Genomic DNA, 20,077 nt, shown 5'->3' on the forward strand with positions numbered 1-20,077 from the left:
TTCCAGTTACACATACTTAGTTACGACGGCTGGGACCGAAGCGACGAACCTCTCGGCTATCCGCCGGTGAGCACGGGCGTCCGGGTGCAAGCCGTCGGGTAGTGGGAACTCGTCGAAGTCACTCGGACCGTACAGATCCAGACCGTCGACGAGGTACAGGTTCGGATCCTCGCGCTGGCCACACACGCGCCGCAGTTCGTCTCGGACCACGGTGAGCGTCAGCTTTCCAGGCCCCGGATCACCCGTCGCGACGAACCGCACAGTGCCCTCGGCCAAGGCCTGGGGTTCGAATGCGCCTGGCCCAGGAGTGTTCTCGTGGATCGGGCAGTAGAACGGTGACACCACCACGATCGGTGTGCTCGGGTGCCCGTCGCGAATCGTGTCCAGAAACCCGTGGACCGCAGGCGTGAACGCCCGCGTCCGCATGACGTCACCGTTCACGAGGTTGATGCCGACCTCGAGGCTGATCACCTCGGCAGGCTCGTCGCGCACGACCCGGGCGACGAACGGATCCAGCATCGCGCTGCCGGAGAACCCGAGGTTCGTCACCGAAAAACCCATCGCCGACGAGCTCAGACCCACCCAGGTCGTGCTGGGGCTCGTCGCGTTCGATCCCTGGCTGATGGAACTGCCGTAGTGAACCCATCTCGGCCTCGGCGGCCATCCGGAGGTGGACGCGGGAAGGATCGACGAGTCACTACGAAGGGCAATCAGCTCGACGTGCTGATTGTGCGGCAGCCATATCTCCACGTTCTTGGTGCCGGGAGCCATCTCGAATCGCACCGGAACAACTGGGCCGTCCGTTCGATCGACACTGCCGGTCGCCATGTCGACGGACAGGACGTTGCCACCGGCCGACGTCACGCTGTGCACGAGCTCCCCGTCGATCGTCACGTCGAACATTCCCGGCGGACGGGGCGGGAGTCCGACGAACTCCTGCTGCGTCGGAAGGGCGTCGAGTTCGACGACTGTTGCATCGGTGCGGAAAGCGAGCCGAACCCCCGCCGGCTGCACCTCGGCCCCGGCGATCCGGTCGTCGGGAAACCGGCTGCGAGTCCACGCGGGCAGCCGGTGCGGAATCAGGCCGCGTTCGGTGACCTCGGTATCGAGTGCACCTAGAAGAAGGTCGGGGGTGATGGGTGTCGATCGCATGCATGGATTCTGCGTTCCGGGCGGCAAGTGTGGGACAGTATTCGCAAACACTTTCGAGAGAGGTATGCACCGATGCCACCGCGTAGACGTTCGACGCCCACCGGTTCCCTGACGCCGGAGAATCTCGACACGCTGGCCACGGCCCTCGCCGAGGGGCGGCGCGCGACGGTGTACCTCATCGAGCCGACCCCGAGCCTGGGTCTACCCGAGGGGACGTCGGCGAGGGTCGTTGCCATCGACGGAAACACCGTCACCATCAGTCCCAAGGGCGTCAACGACGAACTCCCCTTCGAAGCGGAAGAACTTCGGATCACCCGGAACCCTCCGGGCGGTGCACCCAAGCAGGCACCGAAACCGGCGTCGGCGCCCAAGCCCGAGGTGGCCGAATGGACCGAGCCCGCCCCTGCGCCCAAGCCTGCGGCCAGTAAATCCGCAGCTCCGAAGGCAGAGGTGACGACACCCGCCGCGCCCAACACGGTCACGCCCAAGACGGTCACGCCCAAGACGGTCACGCCCAAGGCTGCGGCAGCGAAGCCTGCGCCGGCGAGGAAGGGAAAGAAGGGGCCGGACAGCGTCAGCGTCACCATCCACGCCGGGCCGGACAACGACTGGTCCGTCACTGTCACCCACGGTGCCCGTAGGCCAGGAAAAGCGCAGTCGGTGTCCCCCGAGTCCGTCTCCCGCGCGGTACGCGAACTGGGCGACGATTCGGCGCGCGACGCCGTCGAGGCCGTCATCTCCTATGCACGAGAAGAAGCGGCCTCGCGCGTCGAGGAGCTCAGCCGCCAACTCGAGGAAGCCCGGTCGATGCTGGCCGCTCTGGAATCGGACCTTTAGTACCCATGTGTACGTATTGACGTCAGGCACTCGTCCATCGGTGCTTCTTATTGCTAGGGTTCTGCGGACACCGCTGGAGAGGGAATACATGTTGAAGAAGTTCATGCTCGTCGCCGTGGCTGCTGCCGCTGTTGCTGCGAGCTTCGGCGTCGGAACTGCGTCAGCTGCGGCCCCGGCGGTGCTGGGGGGCGGATCCGGAATCATCGTCGACAATGCTGCCGAGTGCACCCTGACGACCATCGGCAACGACCGCGAAGGCCGCCTCGTCGGTATCACCGCCGGTCACTGCGGTGGAGCAGGCGCCACGATCGTGCCGGAGTACGACCCGTCGGCAGGCGTCGTCGGACGCATCGCGTTCTCCAACCCCGAGTACGACTACGCGGTGATCGAGTTCGATCGCGCGAAGGTCGTCCCGGTCAACCGCGTGGGCAACGTAACCATCACGCAGGTCGGTCCGCCCGCCTCGTTCCCCAACATCGTCTGCAAGGAAGGCCGCACCACCGGTAACACGTGCGGCGTCGCCTACGGTGACGTCCTGCAGTCGCAGGAGACCTGGTCGCAGCTGTGCGTCGTCGAAGGCGACTCCGGTAGCCCGGTCGTCGTCGGCACCACGCTCGTCGGCATGGTGAACGCGTACCTCGGTGTTGCGTGCTTCGGACCGCAGGTCGGTACCAACATCGACGCGATCCTGCGCCACATCGATGCAGGCAACGCCGTCGGAGCAGGTTTCGCCCCCATCCCCTGATCGGACTCTTCGAGTCTGCGATCGGCTCATCAGCGTTACAGATCGTGCCACCGTGTCAGTTCGATTGACACGGTGGCACTTTCGTTCGTTGGGATCTTTCCCAGTCACTTGTGTAACGGCCGCCACAAAGAATTGCGTACTGTAACGCATCCTTCCTAAGCTGCACAGCACTGCGCGCGGTGTGTCGTGCGTGGTGCCTAGGGGGGAACACACATGACATTGCTTGCGATGACTCCTGTTCAGGAGATGGAAAAGCCGTACGCGAAACGTTGGGCAGCGCTGGGGGTGCTGTGCCTGAGTCTGCTCGTCGTCGTCATGGCGAACACGTCGCTGTTGGTGGCGGCGCCTGCAATGACGCTGGATCTGAACCTGTCGAGCAGCGACCTCCAGTGGGTCATCGACGGATACACAGTGCCGTACGCCGCCTTGATGCTGCTGTTCGGCGTCATCGGCGATCGGTATTCTCGCAGAGGCGCACTCATCATCGGCCTGCTGATCTTCACGGCGGGTTCTCTCGCAGGCGCGCTGACCGGCGCAACGACAGGCGTGATCCTCGCTCGCATCGTCATGGGCGTCGCCGCTGCCATCGTCATGCCCGCCACCCTGTCGCTGCTGGTTGCGACGTTCCCCAAACGCGAACGGGCCACGGCCGTCACCATCTGGGCAGCTACGTCGGGCCTCGCCATCGCGATGGGTCCGCTGCTCGCCGGCTGGCTGCTCGAAAGCTATTGGTGGGGTTCAAGTTTCCTGATCAACATTCCGTTCACGATCATCGGGATCGTAGGCGCCGTCGCTTTGGTGCCGCCGTCGCGTGCAGTGAACCCGGGCCGGATCGACTGGCTCGGAGGGGTGCTCTCCGTGCTCGCAGTGTCCACGGTGGTCTACGCGATCATCGAGGGCATGCACTTCGGTTGGAGCGTCGGACCCACGTACTTCGCGGTTGTGGGTGCGCTCAGCACTGCGGCATTCGTCGCCTGGGAGCTTCGCCACCCGAGCCCGCTTCTCGACGTCCGCGCGTTCTCCTCCCGTATTCTCAGCGGTGCAGTACTGGCCGTTCTGCTGTTCTTTCTCGTCACCTTCGGCGCGATCTACTATGTGGCCCAATACCTTCAGTTCGTACTGGACATGGGCCCGGTCTCGACCGGGGTACACCTGCTTCCCTTGGCGGTCGCCGTGTTCGTCGGCTCGGGCATCACGCAATGGCTGACGCCGCGAGTGGGCATGAAGTACACCGTCACGGCCGGCATGGTCGTCGGCACACTGGCCGTGGTCTCGATGCTCGGAATCGACACCACGGCAACCTATGTCGACTTCGTTCCGGTCCTCGCGCTGTTGGGAATCGGCATCGGGCTCAGCGTGTCGCCGTGCACCGACGCCATCATGGCCGAATTCCCCGAGAGCAAGCTCGGCGTCGCCGGTGGACTCAACGACACTGCACTGGAACTGGGCGGATCTCTCGGAATCGCCGTTCTCGGTTCGGTTCTCGCAACGACCTACCGCGGCGGCATCGTCGACTACCTCGCGGACTTCCCCGGTAAAGGTCCCGACGGGCAGCCGACCGCGCAAGCCGCACAAGCGATCGAAGCGTCCGGAGACTCGGTCGCCGGGGCCGTGATCGTCGCAGACATCATGCGCGAGAACACTTTTCTCACCGGATACGCCGACAATCTGGTGATCACCGCGGTGAGTTCGTTCGCGAACGCCGTCGTGCACACGTCCCTGATCGCGGCCGTGGTCTTCGCCATCGGGACCGTCGTGGTCGGCGTGTTGCTGCCCGGCCGCACCCCGCGCGTGGTGCCTGCCGTCCGCACGGCATTCGATCCCGACGCAGCCAAGGAAGTTGCCGAGCTGGAGCATCTCCTCGAGCAACCGTCGGCCCCGGATGCCGTGGTGAAGAAAACTCCGAAAAAGGTTGCGTCCGAAAGGTCGACGCAGAATCCGGTGGCAACCGAAGTGGTCGACGACGAACTCACCCGACCCAGCATCTACCAGCTCGCCGCCAAGGTCTACGAGGTCCAGGCCGCCACCGAGGAGGAAGTTGCTCTGGCAGCGTCGGACCACCTCACCATCCACCACCTCGCCCTGGCCGACATCGCCCGCAAGCGCCGCGAAACCGCAGAGGAAGAACTGGACGCAGCACTGGACCTGGCAGAACTTCCGGTCATGAAACGGGCGCCCAAGCCCGTCGTCCGCGCAGATCAGCTCAACATCTACCAGTACGGGGATTCCGTCCGCCGCAGATGCACCGAGCTGCAAGAGCGTTCCAGCTCCGTCTGGTCCATGCCGCTCTGACGCACGGCTCGGGTCCGCACCCACCCATCGCTTGAAAGGGCCTCACACGTTGTCTGTTCGTATGAATGGACCATTCAAGCGATGGGGGACACGCTAGATCAGTACTGCACCATCGGATGCGGAGCCGACGAGCTTGGCGTACTTGGCCAGGACGCCGCGGGTGTAGCGGGGAGGTAGAGGTGCCCAACCTTCCCTACGGGATTCGAGTTCGGCGTCGTCGACGAGGAGGTCGAGGGTTCCCTTTCCGACGTCGAGGCGAATCTGGTCACCGTCGCGAACGAAGGCGATGGGTCCGGCGTCGACGGCTTCCGGCGCGACGTGTCCGACGCACAGTCCCGTTGTACCGCCGGAGAATCGGCCGTCGGTCAGGAGCAGGACATCCTTGCCGAGTCCCGCGCCCTTGATCGCGCCGGTGATCGCGAGCATTTCTCGCATTCCCGGTCCGCCCTTGGGTCCTTCGTATCGAATGACGACGACATCGCCCGCAGAGATCGTGCCGTCCTCCAACGCGTCCATCGCGGCGCGTTCACGCTCGAAAACTCGAGCAGTGCCGACGAACACGTCGGAGTCGAAACCGGCCGACTTGACGACGGCGCCACCCGGGGCCAGTGACCCTTCGAGGATGGTGATGCCGCCGGTCGGGTGGATCGGCTCTTCCAGCGCACGCAGCACCTTGCCGTCGGGATCCGGCGGCGCAATGTGAGCGAGGTTCTCGGCCACCGTCTTTCCGGTGACCGTCAGGCAATCGCCGTGCATGAGCCCGGCGTCGAGCAACGCCTTCATGACGACGGGAACTCCGCCGATAGCGTCCACGTCGGTCATGACGTGCTTGCCGAACGGTTTGACGTCCGCGAGGTGCGGCACCTTGGAGCCGATGCGTCGGAAGTCGTCGAGCGTCAGTTCCACTTCGGCTTCGTGGGCGATGGCGAGAAGATGGAGCACGGCGTTGGTCGATCCGCCGAAGGCCATGACGACGGCGATCGCGTTCTCGAACGCCTTCTTCGTCATGATGTCTCGCGCGGTGATACCGCGACGGAGAAGTTCGACGACGGCTTCGCCGCTGGCGCGAGCGTACCCGTCGCGTCGACGATCGGGCGCAGGCGGAGAAGCACTGCCAGGCAACGACATTCCCAAAGCCTCAGCGGCACTGGCCATGGTGTTGGCGGTGTACATTCCGCCGCAGGCGCCTTCGCCCGGACAGATTGCGCGTTCGATGGTGTCGACATCCTCGCGGGACATCAGGCCACGAGAGCACGCACCGACAGCCTCGAACGCGTCGATGATGGTCACCTGGTGCTCACTACCGTCGGACAGCGTCGCGAAACCGGGAAGCGTAGAACCGGCGTACAGGAACACACTCGCGAGATTCAATCGCGCTGCGGCCATCAACATTCCGGGCAGCGACTTGTCACACCCGGCCAGAAGCACCGAGCCGTCGAGGCGCTCCGCGCTGACCACCGTCTCCACACTGTCGGCAATGACCTCACGCGAGACCAACGAGAAATGCATTCCCTCGTGGCCCATCGAGATACCGTCGGAGACGGAGATGGTGCCGAACTCGAGCGGATACCCGCCCGCGGTATGGACCCCCTCCTTGACCGCCTTCGCGAGGCGCTCCAAGGACAAGTTGCACGGAGTGATCTCGTTCCACGACGACGCGACGCCGATCTGGGACTTCCCCCAGTCCTCGTCACCCATCCCCACAGCACGCAACATTCCTCGCGCAGCGGTCTTCTCCAAACCATCGGTCACGTCGCGACTCCGCGGTTTGACGTCCGGCGAATCGTTCTCGGTCGACATAGCTCTCCTGACCTGATCTCGGATATGGGCTGTATCCGTAACGGTCAGCCTAATCCGGGTCCTTCCGCAGGCTCCACTCCTGCCTCCAACGGGTCGTTCCGCAGGCTCCACTCCTGCCCTGACCCGGGTCGTTCCGCAGGCTCCACTCCTGCCCTCCTAAATCTGCTCCCTCGGGCTCAGCGCCGGGGACGACGGGTCGCAGGTGTAGGTGGGGTCCTTGCGAGAAGGACCCCTGACCATGACTGCGGCGATGAGGGAACCTACGACGAGCAGGCCGGCGCAGACGATCATGGCCGTGTGGAAGCCGTCGGAGAAGGTCTGGGGCCGGTCGTAGTCGGCGCCTGCGATTCCCACCAGGCCAGGTAGGGCGGCCACGGCCAGTAGCTGGCTGGTTCTGGCGACGGCGTTGTTGACGCCGGATGCGATTCCCGCGCGGTCGGTGGACACGGCTCCGAGGACGGCGCCGGTGAGCGGCGCGACCAGGATCGACAAGCCGAGCCCGAACACGACGACGGCCGGCAGCACGTCGACGAGGTACGTCGACCGGCTCGTGCGCACAGGCTCCACTCCCGCCCATGAGGTCGTTCCTGCAGGCTCCACTCCCGCCCCGTCCGGCGAGATACGGAGCATCAGCAGCAGTCCGGCGGCGGCGACCAGCGGCCCGACAGTCATCGGCACACGGGGCCCGATGCGCTGCGCCACCCGTCCGGCTCGCGCGGAGAGCACGAGCATCAGAGCGGTGATCGGCAGAGTCGCCACACCTGCGGCGATCGGCGAGTAGTCGAGCGCCAACTGGAGTTGCAGAATCAGCAGGAAGAACACCCCGCCGAGCGCGGCGTACACCGCGAATGTCACCAAGTTCGCAGCCAGGAAGACGCGCGACGCGAACAGCGACGGAGGAACGAGCGGATTCGACGTACGCAGCTCGACGACGACGAACGCTCCGACCGCGAGCACGCCCGCCGCCACCACCCACCACGACGCGTCGATGAAGCCGTAGGTGAGCAGGCCGAGCGCGAGAGCGACGACGCCTGCACCCGGCAGATCGAGCGTCCCTTCCGCATGAGGGTCGCGGCTCTCGGGAACATGCTTGACGGCCACCAGGACCACGGCGACGGCAAGCGGAATGTTAAGTAGGAAGACCGATCGCCACCCGGCCACGTCGACCAACCATCCGCCGAGCAGAGGCCCGACGGCGGACGCGACGCCGCCCAGGCCGGACCACAAGCCGATGGCAGCGCCTCGATCGTCGGGATGAATGGACGCGGAGATCAATGCGAGGCTTCCCGGCGTCAGCAACGCCGCGCCGACGCCCTGCAGCAATCGCGCGGCGACGAGTACCTCGATGTTCGGCGCCAGACCACACAGGACCGAGGCGACAGCGAACCAGACCGTGCCCCAGACGAAGACCTTCCGCCTGCCGAGGCGGTCACCGAGCGCGCCGCCGAGCAGGATGAACGACGCCAACGTCAGGGTGTAAGAGCTCACCGTCCATTGCAGTCCCGAGACGCCGGATCCGAGATCCCGGCCGATGTCCGGCAGCGCCACGTTCACGACGGTCGCGTCGAGCATCGCCAGCGAGGACCCCAGAACCGTCGCGGCGACGATCCAGCGTCCCCGCGGAGTCTTCAATCGGACCGACTCGGCCCCCGTCATGGAAGCACCGTCATGAAAGCACCGTCATGACGGAAGTCTTACACCGATCTACAGATCTTCCACGCAGACGACGAAGTTGCGTTCCGGGTAGCGGAAACCGCTCGTCGCCTGGAGATCGCAGGAGTCGACGTCGGTGGTTCCGCTGAGGATCTCCACGACGCGGACGGAATCGAACCCGGGCGAGCCACAGTCGATGCGTTCGGGATCGTCGTCCATCGGAATGTCCATGCAGCCGCCGATGACCCAGTCGATGTCCAGGCACAGTGCGCCCTGCTCGATGTCCGCGTACGTCTCGTAGTAGTACTGGTCGGCGTCGGAGATGCACTCGGCGTTGGTGGGGGCCTTGCCGATCACCTTGTAGTTCGAATCGACGCTGCCGCATGCGGCGTTGTCGATGGTGGCGTCGTCGACGGTGCCACCGAGGTCGACGCATTCACCGATCTCGACATCGATGTCGACGTCACCGCCGGTGTCCTCGCCCTGCTGCGCCGGCGCTCCGCCCGTGGTGGGCGCAGACGAGCTGGTCTGGGTGGTCGACGTGACCAATTCGTCGGCGGCCGGGATCGCCCGCGGAGTGACGGTGCTGCTACAGCCTGCGAGCACGACAGCGCTACATGCCAGCACAGCAATCGCTGCGCCGCGAAACTTCTGACTGAGGGGGAGCATTGACCGTTCCTTGTTCTATGAAGGTGAGGATCCGAGCACGAAAGATCGGATCAAAAATATCCCGTCCGTCCGGATTTCGTGAGACCAGGTGTGACTCGAGTGAACGCTGAGGCGAACATTCGTGGTCACCTGCGGCGGAAGAAGGTACTCCTCCGCGGTTCCACTAGGGCAGTATTGCTCTCGTGGACCTCCCGATCGCGTGGCCGCTGCAACCGATGCTGGCCAAAGCCGCCAAGACCGTCCCCGCACAGCCGGAGGGCGGAGAGCCCGCATGGTCGTACGAGCCCAAGTGGGACGGATTTCGTGCCATCGTCTTCCGCGACGGCGACGAGGTGATCCTCGGCTCGCGCGGCGGCAAGGACCTCGCCCGCTACTTCCCCGAGCTGGTCTCGGCCGTCCTGGCGGAACTGCCGGACAAGATCGTCGTCGACGGTGAGATCGTCGTGCCGCGGGAGCGGGACGGGCGTACGAGGCTGGACTGGGACGCGCTGTCCGAGCGCATCCACCCGGCCGATTCGCGAGTGCGCATGCTCGCGGAGAAGACACCGTCGATGTTCGTCGCGTTCGATCTTCTGGCGATCGGTTCGACCGACCTGACGGAAGAGCCGTTCTCCCTCCGTCGGGAGAAGTTGCTCGAGGCGATGGCGGGTGGAGATCGCTGCCAGGTCACCAGCACGACCGACGATGCGGCGACCGCACAGGATTGGTTCGAGCGTTTCGAAGGCGCTGGGCTCGATGGAGTCGTTGCCAAGAAACTCGATGGGCTGTACCTACCGAACAAGCGCGAGATGATCAAGATCAAACACGCCAGAACGGCCGACTGTGCGTTGATCGGATACCGAGTGCACAAATCCGGCAACGGAATCGGGTCGTTGCTGCTCGGCCTCTACGACAACGGCGAGCTGCGAATGATCGGCGGCGCATCGGCGTTCACCGACAAGCGGCGCGTCGAAATCCTCGAAGAACTGCAGCCGCTGCGCACCGGGGAAGAACCGAAATCCGCCGAAGCCAACCGGTGGACGTCGAACAAGGACCGCAGCTGGGTGCCGCTGCGCATCGAGCGGGTCATCGAGGTCGCCTACGACCAGATGGAAGGCGAGCGGCTGCGGCACGCCGCACGCTTCCTACGGTGGCGACCGGACCGGGATCCGAAGTCCTGCACGTACGAACAGCTGGACGTGCCCGTCAGCTACGACGTGGCCGACGTGATCGCCGGGGGCAAATAATATGGCAGCGAAGACGCCGCCCGCATTCGTGCAGGTAGGTGACCGAGAAGTGCGAGTATCGAGCCCGGACCGCGTGATCTACGCGGCAACGGACGTCACGCCCGAGATCACCAAACTGCAGGTGTGCGAATACTTCGCCGCCGTCGGTGAACCACTTCTGAGAGCGATCGGCGAGCGACCGACCGCGATGGAACGGTGGCCCGACGGTTTCCGTGACGGGATGCGTCTCGCCCTCGGCCCGCAGGACAAGGAGGGCGACGGTTTCTATCAGAAGCGGCTCCCCAAGGGCGCTCCCGAGTGGATCGAGACCGTGAAGATCGCCTTCCCCAGCCGCCGGACCGCCGAGGAACTGTGCCCCGGTGAACCGGCGTCCGCAGTGTGGGCCGCGCAGATGGGTACGTTGACGTTTCATCCCTGGCCGGTGCGACGCCCGGACGTCGACCACCCCGACGAGTTGCGGCTCGATCTCGACCCGCAACCCGGGACGACGTTCGCCGACGCGCAGCGCGTGGCCGAGGTGACCCGTGAACTGCTGGAGGAGTTGGGGCTGAAGGGATACCCCAAGACCAGCGGCAACCGCGGTATCCACATCTACGTCAGGATCACGCCGTCGTACACGTTCGAGCAGGTGCGGCACGCCGCCATCGGGCTGGGACGTGAGCTGGAGCGCCGCGACGACGGGGTGACGACCAACTGGTGGAAGGAAGAGCGCGGGGAACGGATCTTCCTGGACTTCAACCAGAACAACCGGGATCGGACCATCGCGAGCGCGTGGAGCCTACGGGCGAAGACCGGTGCGCCCGTGAGCACGCCGATGACGTGGGCGCACCTGGCCGAGATCTCCGACCCGCGCGAGTACAACTTGGTGACGATCCCCGACTACCTGTCCGACGGCGATCCGTGGGCGGACATGGACGAGCAGGCCTACTCGCTGGACCCGCTGCTGGAACTCTGGGAGACCCTGCCGGGCGGCGAACTCAACTTCCCGCCCGACTACCCCAAGATGCCCGGCGAACCTCCTCGCGTTCAACCGTCGAAGAAGGTCGCCGAGCACTGGGACGACGACGGCAACCGTCTGTGAGTGCGGAGCCGCGTCAGGTCGAGGATGGTCGCAGCTGTGTCAGTTCCCGGATGAGCGAGGCGGCATCGTAGGGCCCGGTGTGCCGGATCAGGTCGGTGTCCCCGCGGCCGAGATAGAACGTCGGGGTGCCCTCGACGTCGCTCGACACGGCGTCGAGCTCGTCGTCCTCCACTCGAACCACGTAATCGCCGGTACGTAGATCCTCGGAGAACCGGTCCGTGTTCAGACCGAGATCCTCGGCGTAGTCGTCGATGTCGTCGGGAGTGAGTGCGTCGCTGTTCGCGAACAGGACGTCCGCCATCTCCCAGAACTTCCCCTGCGCCGACGCCGCTTCGCTGGCATGGGCTGCGTACCGCGCGTGCGGGTGGTAGTCGTCGAGGGGCAAGTGCCGGAAGATGTATCGGACGTCGTCACCGAAGTGGGCCCGAACCTCCTTGATGCTTCCGGTTGCCTTGCTGCAGAACGGGCATTCGAAATCGCCGTACTCGACGATGGTCAAGGGTGCATCGACGGGACCGCGGATGTGATCGCGCTTGGCGTCCACCGGGCGCAGGATCCGATGCGACACCTCCTGCTTGGGCGGATGGATTCGCGCGTCGATACGGAACAGCAGCCAGCCGAGCAGTGCTGCCACGACGGACGCGGCCAGTACGCCGACGCGCGCCTGGTCGGCCAGGAACTCGTCGTCGAGGGCGAGGTCGACGATGAACAGCGAGATCGTGAATCCGATTCCGGACAGTGCTGCACCGCCCGCGATGTGTGAGATCGTCAGACCGGGCGCCAGGGCCGTCGGTTTCATCCTGGCGAAAATTGCTGCTGCACTGGTGATTCCGATGAGCTTGCCGGCGACGAGGCCGACGACGATGCCCCACGTCAACGGTGACGTGGCGGCGGCACGCAGGGTGTCGCCGCTGAGGACGACGCCCGCGTTGGCGAGGGCGAAGATCGGCACGATCAGGAACGCGGTGTAGGGCTGATACAGCCGCATCAGACGTTCGTTGACAGAAACAGCCTGGTCGAGGCCTAGCCTCGCCGCGCGGGCGTACTCGGGATTGGGCGACTGGCGGAACGCTCGGGTGAGGTCGGCTGCGCGTTCCACCTCGCTGCGCCTCGGCGGGTACACCGGCAGGATGAGTGCGATCATGACTCCGGCGAGCGTGGCGTGCACGCCCGACTCGTAGAAGGCGACCCACGTGGCCAACGAGACGACGAGATAGCCGATTCCGCGCCACACCTGCATGCGTCGGAGCAGTGCGATAGCGGCCAGACCGACGAACGCCAGGATCAGCGGAACGATCTCGACCTTGTCGGTGTAGAAGAACGCGATGATGGCCAGCGCGCCGACGTCGTCGGCGACGGCGAGTGTCAACAGGAAGATGCGCAGGCGCGCGGCCTTCTTCGGCCCGATGACCGCGAGTGCGCCGAGGACGAACGCGGTGTCGGTCGAGATGACGACGCCCCAGGCTCCCGCGGCCTCACCGGACGGGTTGAGGACCAGGAACAGGACCGCGGGGACGGCAAGTCCTGCGAGCGCGGCCACGATGGGGATGCTCGCGCGAGAGCGGTCGGTGAGCTCGCCCATCGCGAACTCTCTCTTGACTTCGAGACCGACGACGAAGAAGAACAACGCCATCAAGCCGTCGTTGACCCAGTGCGCGAGATCGAGCGAGATACCGTGGCCACCCACGGTGATCGAGAGTTCGGTGTGCCAGAAGCTCTGATAGGAGTCACCGAAGGGCGAGTTCGCCCACAACAGTGCGAGTAGGGTCGCTCCGAGTAGGACCCCTGCGGCAAGGGTCTCGCTACCGCCCGCTCCGCGAGAGGCGATTCCTTTTCCGGGGCCGAGGGTGTCGGTGATGCGCTGGGCCAGTCGCCGTACGGGCGAGACCGTCGGTGTCATGTCGGCCATCAGGTGCGAGGTCCGGGGAAGGGAAGCGTGCTCATCGGTTGAAGAAATCCCCTCGATCGGTGGTCCAGCCGGTGGACCTGACTCTGCGCAGCGTGTTCGGTCGCTGCGCACACCACGCAACGCGCCGACGGGAAGAAAGCTTCCACCGTTCCGGTGCCCCGTGACCGTATCGTGATTATTCTGTTATCTCCGACGTACCGAAACCGACGGGATACCGTCATATTCGCAGTCGAGCATTGGTGGGCCTGAAGTCGACCAAGGCACCTGAGCAATGAAAGTCGGGATCATGCGTGCTTTGATCTGCCGCAAGTGCGGTCAGAAACTCTCGTTCGAGAACTCACTGTGCCTCAACTGCCACAGTGCGTTGGGGTTCCACCTTCCCACCCGCGCCCTGTTGCCGCTCCCGGACACGGACGGTGACGGTGCCGCCGAGATCGACATCACCACACCCGGCAGCGATGTCGACGTCACCTGGAAGGTGTGCGCCAACCTCGGCACAGCCAGGTGCAACTGGCTCGTCGACACCTCGACCGGCGAGGAACTGTGCTTCTCCTGCCGACTCACCCGAACACGCCCCGCGGACGACGACGTCGATGCGATGGTCGCCTACGCCGACGCGGAGACGAACAAGCGCCGGGTCATTCTCGAGCTCACCGAGCTGGGTCTCCCGATCGACGGGCGTGACAAAGACCCGGAGACCGGTCTCGCGTTCGATCTGCTGTCGAGCGCCAACACGCAGGTGATGACCGGCCACGCCAACGGACTGGTGACGCTCGACCTGGCCGAGGGGGACGACGTCCACCGCGAACAGCTCCGAGTGTCGATGTCCGAGCCGTACCGCACCCTCGTCGGACACTTCCGCCACGAGATCGGCCACTACTTCCAGATGGTCCTCGTCGGAACGGGCGAACACCGACCGCGGTTCGAGGAACTGTTCGGAGATCCGGACACCGACTACCAGGCGGCACTGGACCGGCACTACAACGAGGGTGCGCCGGAGAACTGGGAGGACGACTACGTGTCGTCCTACGCGACGATGCACCCGGCCGAGGACTGGGCCGAGACATTCGCCCACTACCTGCACATTCGTGACACCCTCGATACAGCCGCAGCCTTCGGCATGGCCCCGGCCGGATCGACGCTGGACAGCCCACTGCCAGGCGACGTCGGCTTCGATCAGATCGTGGAGTGGTGGCTACCGCTGTCCTGGGCGCTCAACCAGATCAACCGCTCGATGGGCCACCAGGATCTGTACCCGTTCGTGTTGCCGCCCACAGTGCTGGACAAAATGCGATTCGTGCACCAGCTCATCGCACCCGGCGAACTCTGAGTCGTAAAATCTCGGCGGAGGTGGTTGTCATCAGTGAGCAGGTTCTCGGCGCGGACGTCCCGAAGACGACCGGGGCCGACTTCGATCTGAGTCAGCGTCTGGCGACGGTGGCCAGGGAATTTCGCCGTGAGCACGGAGACCCGGACCGGACACTGGCCGCCATCACCGAGTCGGCCGTCATGAACGTCCCGGCCGCCGAAGCGGCGAGCATCACGACGGTGCTGCGCGGCAAATTCGTACACAGCGCCGCACTGACCGGTGACCTCGCCGGTCAGTGCGACGCGATTCAGCAGAAGATCGGCGAAGGTCCGTGCCTGGAGTCGGCCGTCGAACAGCGAACCATCCGCATCGACGACATGGACTCCGATCGACGCTGGCCACGGTTCGCCGCAGCCGCGTCGGCGCTGGGGGTGCGCAGCATGATCTGCTTTCAGTTGTACGTCGAGGGCCACAACTTCGGTGCTCTCAACCTGCACTCGACCCGTCACGATGCGTTCGGTGAGGACGCCGAGTCGATCGGATCGCTCTTCGCCGCGCACGCGGCCATCGCGTTCTCGAGCGCCAAGGAGGAGCAGCAGATTCGCGCAGCGCTGACCTCCCGCGACATCATCGGCCAGGCCAAGGGCATGCTGATGGAACGCTACAAGCTGGGTGCGCAGGAGGCGTTCGCGTTGCTTTCCAAGCTTTCCCAGGAAACCAACACGCGTCTGGCCGAACTGGCGGGCCGGGTTGTCGCCGACGCCGAGAGTTACGCAGGAGTGGAGCCTGCAGGAACGACCAGGGCAGGAGTGGAGCCTGCAGGAACGACCAGGGCAGGAGTGGAGCCTGCAGGAATGACCCGGAAACGACAGGCCGAGGGCTGATCGGTATCGGTCAGAGCCCGGTACGTTCCACCGGAAGCCGCAGCAGCAGGCTTCGCGCGCAGTCGACCGTCAGTTGCGGGTCGTGGCTCAGGACGTAGGAGAAGCGCCGGTTCATGTCCGGTCCGGTGTCTCCCATGTCCTTCGCCGCCAGCACCGCCGAGAAGTGCGGAGACAGCACGACCACCACCCATTCGAGCCGTACCGGGTCGTCGGGGTCGAGGTCCGCTCCGCGCACGCGCGGCGCGGGCTCGGGATCGATGCCTGCGGCGAGCGCGCCGACGAGGGCGGCTCTCGTCGCCATGACCTCCCAGCGTCGCGCGGTCAGTGGCGTGAAATGTTCCCGGCTCTCGAACGAGCCGAGGATGACGGCGGTCTGCAGGCTCTGGCCGGCAATGGACTCCAGCCCCTTGCTGACCTCCACCAGAAGACGCTTGGTCGACGGTTTGGAATCGCGTCCCGCCGCGGCCAGTTGGTACGGCGAGGAACGCGGAAGCGATCCGCGCTCGGGTGACGTGCGGAAATCCAACGGTGACAGCCGCTTCGACGGCTCTACCGGGACGGGGTTCTGCTCGGTGAAGAACCGGCCCTGCCCGACGCGTGCGCCCAGCGCGATGGCGGTCCCGACGGCGTCCTCGGTGTCGATTCCTTCGGCCATGACGATCGCGCCCGTGCGTTCGGTGTACGCCGCGACGGCGTTGACGACTCGGGCGGTGAACCGGCTCGGACGTTGGGTGATCAAGCTGCGATCGAGTTTGACCACATCCGGTTCGAGGAGTGGCAGCAGAGCCAGCGATTCCGGCTTCACCCCGACGTGGTCGACGGCGATTGCCCAGCCGAGCTTGCGGACGTCGGCCACCGCGCGCAGTAACTGCGCGGGTCGACGGATCAGTGAGGTCTCGTCCAGCTGCAACACGGCGGAGCCTGCGTCGACGTCTCCGCGGTCGGGGAGGTACGGCAGTGTGTCGGGGTCGATCGCGATGAACAGCGGCAGCCCCTGAAGCGAATCGAGGCGTGCGGCACCCTCGACGGCGCCGGCCCAGCGAACGAGGTCCAGGTCGACGGTCATGTCCATCGCCCGCGCCGCCGACGCGAGGGCCGCAGGCTCGCGAAACGCTGAATCCTCGGGTCCCATGACGATGGCTTCGTACCCGATCACCTCACGGGTCATCAGGTCGACGATGGGGGCGAAGTCGGTGTGCAGACTGTTCGGTCCGAGCAGGTCCTCGAGTGCGCCACCGCGATAGGTGCGCGTCGCGGTCTCGCCGCTGGTCATTCTGTCGCTCATCTCAGTCCCACTCATATCAAACCCTCACGTCGTGCGACCGATTCCGGTCTTCCGGTCGGCTCCGCCGACTCGCTCCGTGCGGACGACTCCGCAGCGAACACTTCGAGTATCACATCTTCGTCGACATAACCGCCCATACGGACCAGTCCGTCGGTGGCCCCGATGGCGTCGTGCACCTGGTCACCGGTCTGCGGATAGTCCGCGACGAGGTGTCGCCAATGCACCGCGAGAAGCGTTCCACCGGGCTCGAGATGCGCCACCGCCTGGCCCAGGGCGGCGCGTAGATCGGCGGGGCCGAGGTAGTACCCCACCTCGCTGAGCACGATCAGATCGAACGGACCGACCTCGTCGAAGACGTCCCACGAGTCCGTGAGCGACCATTCGCGCAGCTGAACCCGACCGTCGGACTCGCCGCTGCGTGCGTCGAGACGAGCCCGCGTGGTCTCCAACGCCGACGCGACGATGTCGGTGGACGTCAGATCGTCGCACCGGCTCGACAGTTTCTCGGTCAGTATTCCGACCGAGCAGCCCGGTTCGAGCGCGCGGCGATACCGGGGCTCGGTCAACGCGGCCAACGTCAGAGCGTATTTCCGCTCCTCGTACCAGTTGTTTCCGAGCCGGAACGGATCGTCGTTGCCGTCGTAGACATCGTCGAAATAGTCCTTCTGCAGAGTGCCGTCCGTCATGCGAAGACCACCTCCTCGGATCGAAGCAAACGCGCCAGAATATGCGGGGGTAGTACTGCCCGGTCGGCCGGATCGTCCGACAGGTCCTGGATCTGGGACGTGAACCGGTGCGCCGCGGCCTTTTTCGCTCGGGCCGTGTGATCGTCCAGAGTGATCCCCAGTGCGCGACCCCAGGGAACCTCGGGATGATCCGGCCACGCCCAGTGCCACATCCACACCGGGTACTCGAGCACCGCGATCCCGACGCGTTTCGACGCCGTCAGGCATGCCCGCGCCGTCGCCTCGTGGTCGGGGTGACGGTCGCCGCGCCACGGCGTCAGGCACCAGGTGCCCTGTCCACCGGACAACAGCTCGGTGAGCGCCCGCGCGAGCTCGTCCTCGTGCTCGGCGACCTCGCCGTCCGGGAAGCCGAGCCGGATCGGGTCGACGTCGAGACCGAGTTCGGTCAGAGCGCGCCTCGCCTCACGCGGCCGCTCGTCGATCAGCTGCGCCTCGGACATCGTCGGCGAGCCGGGATGCGACGCGCCGCCGTCGGTGACGGCCACGACGGACACCCGGATGCCCGACGCGGCGGCGAGCGACATCAGGCCACCGACACCGAGCACTTCGTCGTCGGGATGGGGCGCGACGACGATCATCTCGCGGCATCGACCGAGATCGAGCGGCGGGAACGACGGTGTCCACTGCCGCCACACCTCGAGCGGTGTGCCCGGGTCGTCGACGGTGTCGAACGTTCTGGTTTCCTGCGTGTCGGTGTGTTCGGCGGCGGCTACCATGGCGACTCTTCCTTCGCGATCTCCTGGCCCAGCGCTGCGAGATCGCGCTCGGCATGGCTCTGGCGTAGAAAAACGGTCAGATCGGCGACGCGGCGTGCATGCTCACCGTTCGCGCACAGCGGGGCGGCGCCCAACGCGCGGCCCACTCGGTCGATGGTGTCGGTCGCGGCGCTCTCGACGATCGCCCGGACGATCCGTGCTCTGGTGCTGCCGCGGGCCTCCGAGTCGGTGGGATCGGCGTCGATCTCCGCTGCGGCGGTGGTCAGCGCTGCCGACGCGGCGCCGAGCGATGCCGCCACCGCGCCGAGATGAGCCATGGTGTGCGGATCGGAACTCGATTGCGCGGCCGCGTGCAACGTATCGGCGACGGCGCAGGCACTGCCGAACCACACCGCAGCCACGCCGAGCCCACCGTGCCAGAAGCCCGGGCGTTCGACGTAGGACCCGATCTCGCCGACGGGGACCGCGTTCGCACCGTCGAAACGCACTGTCCCGGAGTCGCTTCGAGACATCCCGACGGCGTGCCACGTGTTCGGAATCGGCGAGCACCAGTCCTGTGTCATGTCGACGGCGAACAACCGCGATCGATCTCCGACACGGGCAGTGACGAGGGCATTCGTGACGATATGAGCGCCCGAGCACCACGGTTTGACGCCGGTGAGCTTCCACCCGTTCTTGCCCTGCGCCGCCTCGAGCACCGGCGACGGCGGTTCCGCCGCCCAGACGCCCCAGATCTGCCCGCGGCTCGGAGCCGGGCCGCCGAGTTCGGCGAGAATGGCCACTGCGTCGGCGTGGCCCTCGGCCAGACGCCCGAGAACCGTGTCCTCGCGGCCGAGTCCGGCGAGCGTCAACCAGCGAGTGTCGGTGAAACCCGATCCGGGAAGCGGCATTTCGGGTGCCTCGTCGGCGACGAACCGCTTGAGACGCTCGACGAGCGAGCTACCGTCGACCGTCATCGGGCGATGGCCAATTCGAGATCTTGCAGGTGAGCGGCAAACCCGTCGGGTGCTCGGCCGGAGCGCCTCGACGACGTCAGCACGGGCGAATCGCACGAGTAGAGAACCGGTACGCCCGCGCGTTCGACCCGAGCCATCAGGTCGACGTCTTCGCCGGTGGTCAGTGCTCCGAATCCGCCGACGGTCCAGTACACGTCCGAGCGCAGTCCGAGATTGGTGCCGTGCACGTGGCGATGGCCGGACCTGTGGCGGTAGCCGGCGTCGTACACCAGAGTCAACGCGGGCGAATCCAGCTCGGTGACGACGGTCCCCGCCACGGCATGCGCACCCTGCGCTGCGTGAGCGAGGTGCGAGGAGATCCACTCCAGTCCGACGGTGCTGTCGGCGTCGGTCGTCGCGAACCAGGTGTTGTCCTGTGCTTTGCCTGCGGGTCCGGTGGCCGACAGAAAACCGGCTGCGCGGGCTGCTCCGACGTTGCGTCGCTCGATGGTGAGGACCGTGGCATCGACCTTGTCGGCCCACGTCGCGGCGATGTCGGCGGAGGTGTCGGTGCAGGAATCCAGAACCACGACGAGGTCGACGTCGATGTCGACCTGCTCACACGACCTGACCAGCGCGGACAGGCACGAGTCGAGAAGTGCCTCTTCGTTGTGAACCGGCACAACCACCACAGTGCGCTCGATCGGCGCTTGCTTGTCGAACACTTCGACCCCCATCCGCGGAAGCCGTTCCGTCCCCATACGAGAGAACAGGCCCCGGGCCGCGGTGACCAGGGGCAACGATTCGTACAGGCGTCGGAGGCGGCATTGTGTGAGCC

Annotated in this window: 17 protein-coding genes; 7 read left to right on the plus strand and 10 right to left on the minus strand. The window is 65.7% G+C overall.

Annotated elements, in window-relative coordinates; all coding sequences use genetic code 11:
- Positions 1-6: 6 nt before the first annotated feature.
- The gene (locus tag ACFULT_RS02710; RefSeq protein WP_378480536.1) at positions 7-1,152 is read right to left on the minus strand and encodes an SGNH/GDSL hydrolase family protein; all 1,146 of its coding nucleotides are present in this window, start codon (positions 1,150-1,152) and stop codon (positions 7-9) included.
- A 72-nt stretch (positions 1,153-1,224) separates the two neighbouring features.
- On the opposite strand from ACFULT_RS02710, the gene ACFULT_RS02715 reads away from it, so the two are divergent.
- The 3 genes from ACFULT_RS02715 to ACFULT_RS02725 all read left to right on the plus strand — a co-directional run bounded on the left by ACFULT_RS02715 (position 1,225) and on the right by ACFULT_RS02725 (position 5,026).
- On the plus strand, positions 1,225-1,989 hold the full coding sequence (locus ACFULT_RS02715; RefSeq protein WP_378480537.1) for a DUF6319 family protein: 765 nt from the start codon (positions 1,225-1,227) through the stop codon (positions 1,987-1,989).
- 88 nt (positions 1,990-2,077) lie between these two features.
- Positions 2,078-2,734: a S1 family peptidase gene (locus ACFULT_RS02720; protein WP_037109455.1), complete on the plus strand. Its 657-nt coding sequence runs from the start codon at positions 2,078-2,080 to the stop codon at positions 2,732-2,734.
- A 213-nt stretch (positions 2,735-2,947) separates the two neighbouring features.
- Positions 2,948-5,026, plus strand: coding sequence for an MFS transporter (locus tag ACFULT_RS02725; RefSeq protein ID WP_378480538.1), 2,079 nt, complete (start codon positions 2,948-2,950; stop codon positions 5,024-5,026).
- Positions 5,027-5,119: 93 nt separating this feature from the next.
- Here ACFULT_RS02725 and ilvD read toward each other — a convergent pair whose 3' ends face one another.
- The 3 genes from ilvD to ACFULT_RS02740 form a co-directional block, all read right to left on the minus strand.
- Positions 5,120-6,826: a dihydroxy-acid dehydratase gene (gene ilvD, locus ACFULT_RS02730; RefSeq protein ID WP_037109451.1), complete on the minus strand. Its 1,707-nt coding sequence runs from the start codon at positions 6,824-6,826 to the stop codon at positions 5,120-5,122.
- Between the two features lie 156 nt (positions 6,827-6,982).
- Positions 6,983-8,482, minus strand: a complete 1,500-nt coding sequence (locus ACFULT_RS02735) for an MFS transporter (protein WP_378480539.1) — start codon at positions 8,480-8,482, stop codon at positions 6,983-6,985.
- A 48-nt stretch (positions 8,483-8,530) separates the two neighbouring features.
- Positions 8,531-9,148 (minus strand): hypothetical protein, encoded by a 618-nt coding sequence (locus ACFULT_RS02740; protein WP_037109447.1) that lies wholly within the window; start codon positions 9,146-9,148, stop codon positions 8,531-8,533.
- Between the two features lie 182 nt (positions 9,149-9,330).
- On the opposite strand from ACFULT_RS02740, the gene ACFULT_RS02745 reads away from it, so the two are divergent.
- Entirely contained in the window at positions 9,331-10,374 is a 1,044-nt protein-coding gene (locus ACFULT_RS02745) for an ATP-dependent DNA ligase (RefSeq protein ID WP_094719977.1), read from the plus strand.
- Between the two features lies 1 nt (position 10,375).
- Positions 10,376-11,455, plus strand: a complete 1,080-nt coding sequence (locus ACFULT_RS02750; protein ID WP_378480540.1) for a DNA polymerase domain-containing protein — start codon at positions 10,376-10,378, stop codon at positions 11,453-11,455.
- Positions 11,456-11,468: 13 nt separating this feature from the next.
- Here ACFULT_RS02750 and nhaA read toward each other — a convergent pair whose 3' ends face one another.
- Positions 11,469-13,325 carry a Na+/H+ antiporter NhaA gene (gene nhaA, locus ACFULT_RS02755; protein ID WP_378480896.1) on the minus strand — a complete coding sequence of 619 codons (1,857 nt, stop codon included), beginning with the start codon at positions 13,323-13,325 and terminating at the stop codon, positions 11,469-11,471.
- Positions 13,326-13,650: 325 nt separating this feature from the next.
- Between nhaA and ACFULT_RS02760 the strand changes: the two genes are divergently transcribed.
- Both ACFULT_RS02760 and ACFULT_RS02765 read left to right on the plus strand, forming a co-directional pair.
- The gene (locus tag ACFULT_RS02760; RefSeq protein WP_378480541.1) at positions 13,651-14,694 is read left to right on the plus strand and encodes a putative zinc-binding metallopeptidase; all 1,044 of its coding nucleotides are present in this window, start codon (positions 13,651-13,653) and stop codon (positions 14,692-14,694) included.
- Positions 14,695-14,714: 20 nt separating this feature from the next.
- On the plus strand, positions 14,715-15,557 hold the full coding sequence (locus ACFULT_RS02765) for a GAF and ANTAR domain-containing protein (RefSeq protein ID WP_378480542.1): 843 nt from the start codon (positions 14,715-14,717) through the stop codon (positions 15,555-15,557).
- A gap of 10 nt (positions 15,558-15,567) precedes the next feature.
- Here ACFULT_RS02765 and ACFULT_RS02770 read toward each other — a convergent pair whose 3' ends face one another.
- From ACFULT_RS02770 to ACFULT_RS02790, 5 genes are read right to left on the minus strand one after another with little or no spacing between them, the layout of a single operon-like run.
- On the minus strand, positions 15,568-16,842 hold the full coding sequence (locus ACFULT_RS02770; protein WP_241483745.1) for an EAL domain-containing protein: 1,275 nt from the start codon (positions 16,840-16,842) through the stop codon (positions 15,568-15,570).
- Between the two features lie 11 nt (positions 16,843-16,853).
- Positions 16,854-17,528: an SAM-dependent methyltransferase gene (locus ACFULT_RS02775; RefSeq protein WP_094719974.1), complete on the minus strand. Its 675-nt coding sequence runs from the start codon at positions 17,526-17,528 to the stop codon at positions 16,854-16,856.
- Positions 17,525-18,304 (minus strand): PIG-L deacetylase family protein, encoded by a 780-nt coding sequence (locus tag ACFULT_RS02780; protein WP_094719973.1) that lies wholly within the window; start codon positions 18,302-18,304, stop codon positions 17,525-17,527. The genes ACFULT_RS02775 and ACFULT_RS02780 overlap by 4 nt, the downstream gene beginning before the upstream one ends.
- On the minus strand, positions 18,298-19,260 hold the full coding sequence (locus tag ACFULT_RS02785) for an acyl-CoA/acyl-ACP dehydrogenase (protein WP_094719972.1): 963 nt from the start codon (positions 19,258-19,260) through the stop codon (positions 18,298-18,300). Before ACFULT_RS02785 ends, ACFULT_RS02780 begins: the two co-directional genes overlap by 7 nt.
- On the minus strand, positions 19,257-19,976 hold the full coding sequence (locus ACFULT_RS02790; RefSeq protein WP_378480543.1) for a glycosyltransferase: 720 nt from the start codon (positions 19,974-19,976) through the stop codon (positions 19,257-19,259). Before ACFULT_RS02790 ends, ACFULT_RS02785 begins: the two co-directional genes overlap by 4 nt.
- Between the last annotated feature and the right edge of the window lie 101 nt (positions 19,977-20,077).

Source organism: Rhodococcus sp. NPDC057297, from assembly GCF_042667435.1.
Taxonomy (GTDB): Bacteria; Actinomycetota; Actinomycetes; order Mycobacteriales; family Mycobacteriaceae; genus Rhodococcoides.

Coding starts and splice junctions, on each gene's coding strand:
- ACFULT_RS02785 (WP_094719972.1), bottom strand. CDS start 19,260: ATGACGGTCGACGGTAGCTCGCTCGTCGAGCGTCTCAAGCGGTTCGTC.
- ACFULT_RS02725 (WP_378480538.1), top strand. CDS start 2,948: ATGACATTGCTTGCGATGACTCCTGTTCAGGAGATGGAAAAGCCGTAC.
- ACFULT_RS02710 (WP_378480536.1), bottom strand. CDS start 1,152: ATGCGATCGACACCCATCACCCCCGACCTTCTTCTAGGTGCACTCGAT.
- ACFULT_RS02760 (WP_378480541.1), top strand. CDS start 13,651: ATGCGTGCTTTGATCTGCCGCAAGTGCGGTCAGAAACTCTCGTTCGAG.
- ACFULT_RS02790 (WP_378480543.1), bottom strand. CDS start 19,976: ATGGGGGTCGAAGTGTTCGACAAGCAAGCGCCGATCGAGCGCACTGTG.
- ACFULT_RS02740 (WP_037109447.1), bottom strand. CDS start 9,148: ATGCTCCCCCTCAGTCAGAAGTTTCGCGGCGCAGCGATTGCTGTGCTG.
- ACFULT_RS02770 (WP_241483745.1), bottom strand. CDS start 16,842: ATGAGCGACAGAATGACCAGCGGCGAGACCGCGACGCGCACCTATCGC.
- ACFULT_RS02720 (WP_037109455.1), top strand. CDS start 2,078: ATGTTGAAGAAGTTCATGCTCGTCGCCGTGGCTGCTGCCGCTGTTGCT.
- ACFULT_RS02775 (WP_094719974.1), bottom strand. CDS start 17,528: ATGACGGACGGCACTCTGCAGAAGGACTATTTCGACGATGTCTACGAC.
- ACFULT_RS02715 (WP_378480537.1), top strand. CDS start 1,225: ATGCCACCGCGTAGACGTTCGACGCCCACCGGTTCCCTGACGCCGGAG.
- ACFULT_RS02780 (WP_094719973.1), bottom strand. CDS start 18,304: ATGGTAGCCGCCGCCGAACACACCGACACGCAGGAAACCAGAACGTTC.
- ACFULT_RS02750 (WP_378480540.1), top strand. CDS start 10,376: ATGGCAGCGAAGACGCCGCCCGCATTCGTGCAGGTAGGTGACCGAGAA.
- ilvD (WP_037109451.1), bottom strand. CDS start 6,826: ATGTCGACCGAGAACGATTCGCCGGACGTCAAACCGCGGAGTCGCGAC.
- ACFULT_RS02735 (WP_378480539.1), bottom strand. CDS start 8,482: ATGACGGGGGCCGAGTCGGTCCGATTGAAGACTCCGCGGGGACGCTGG.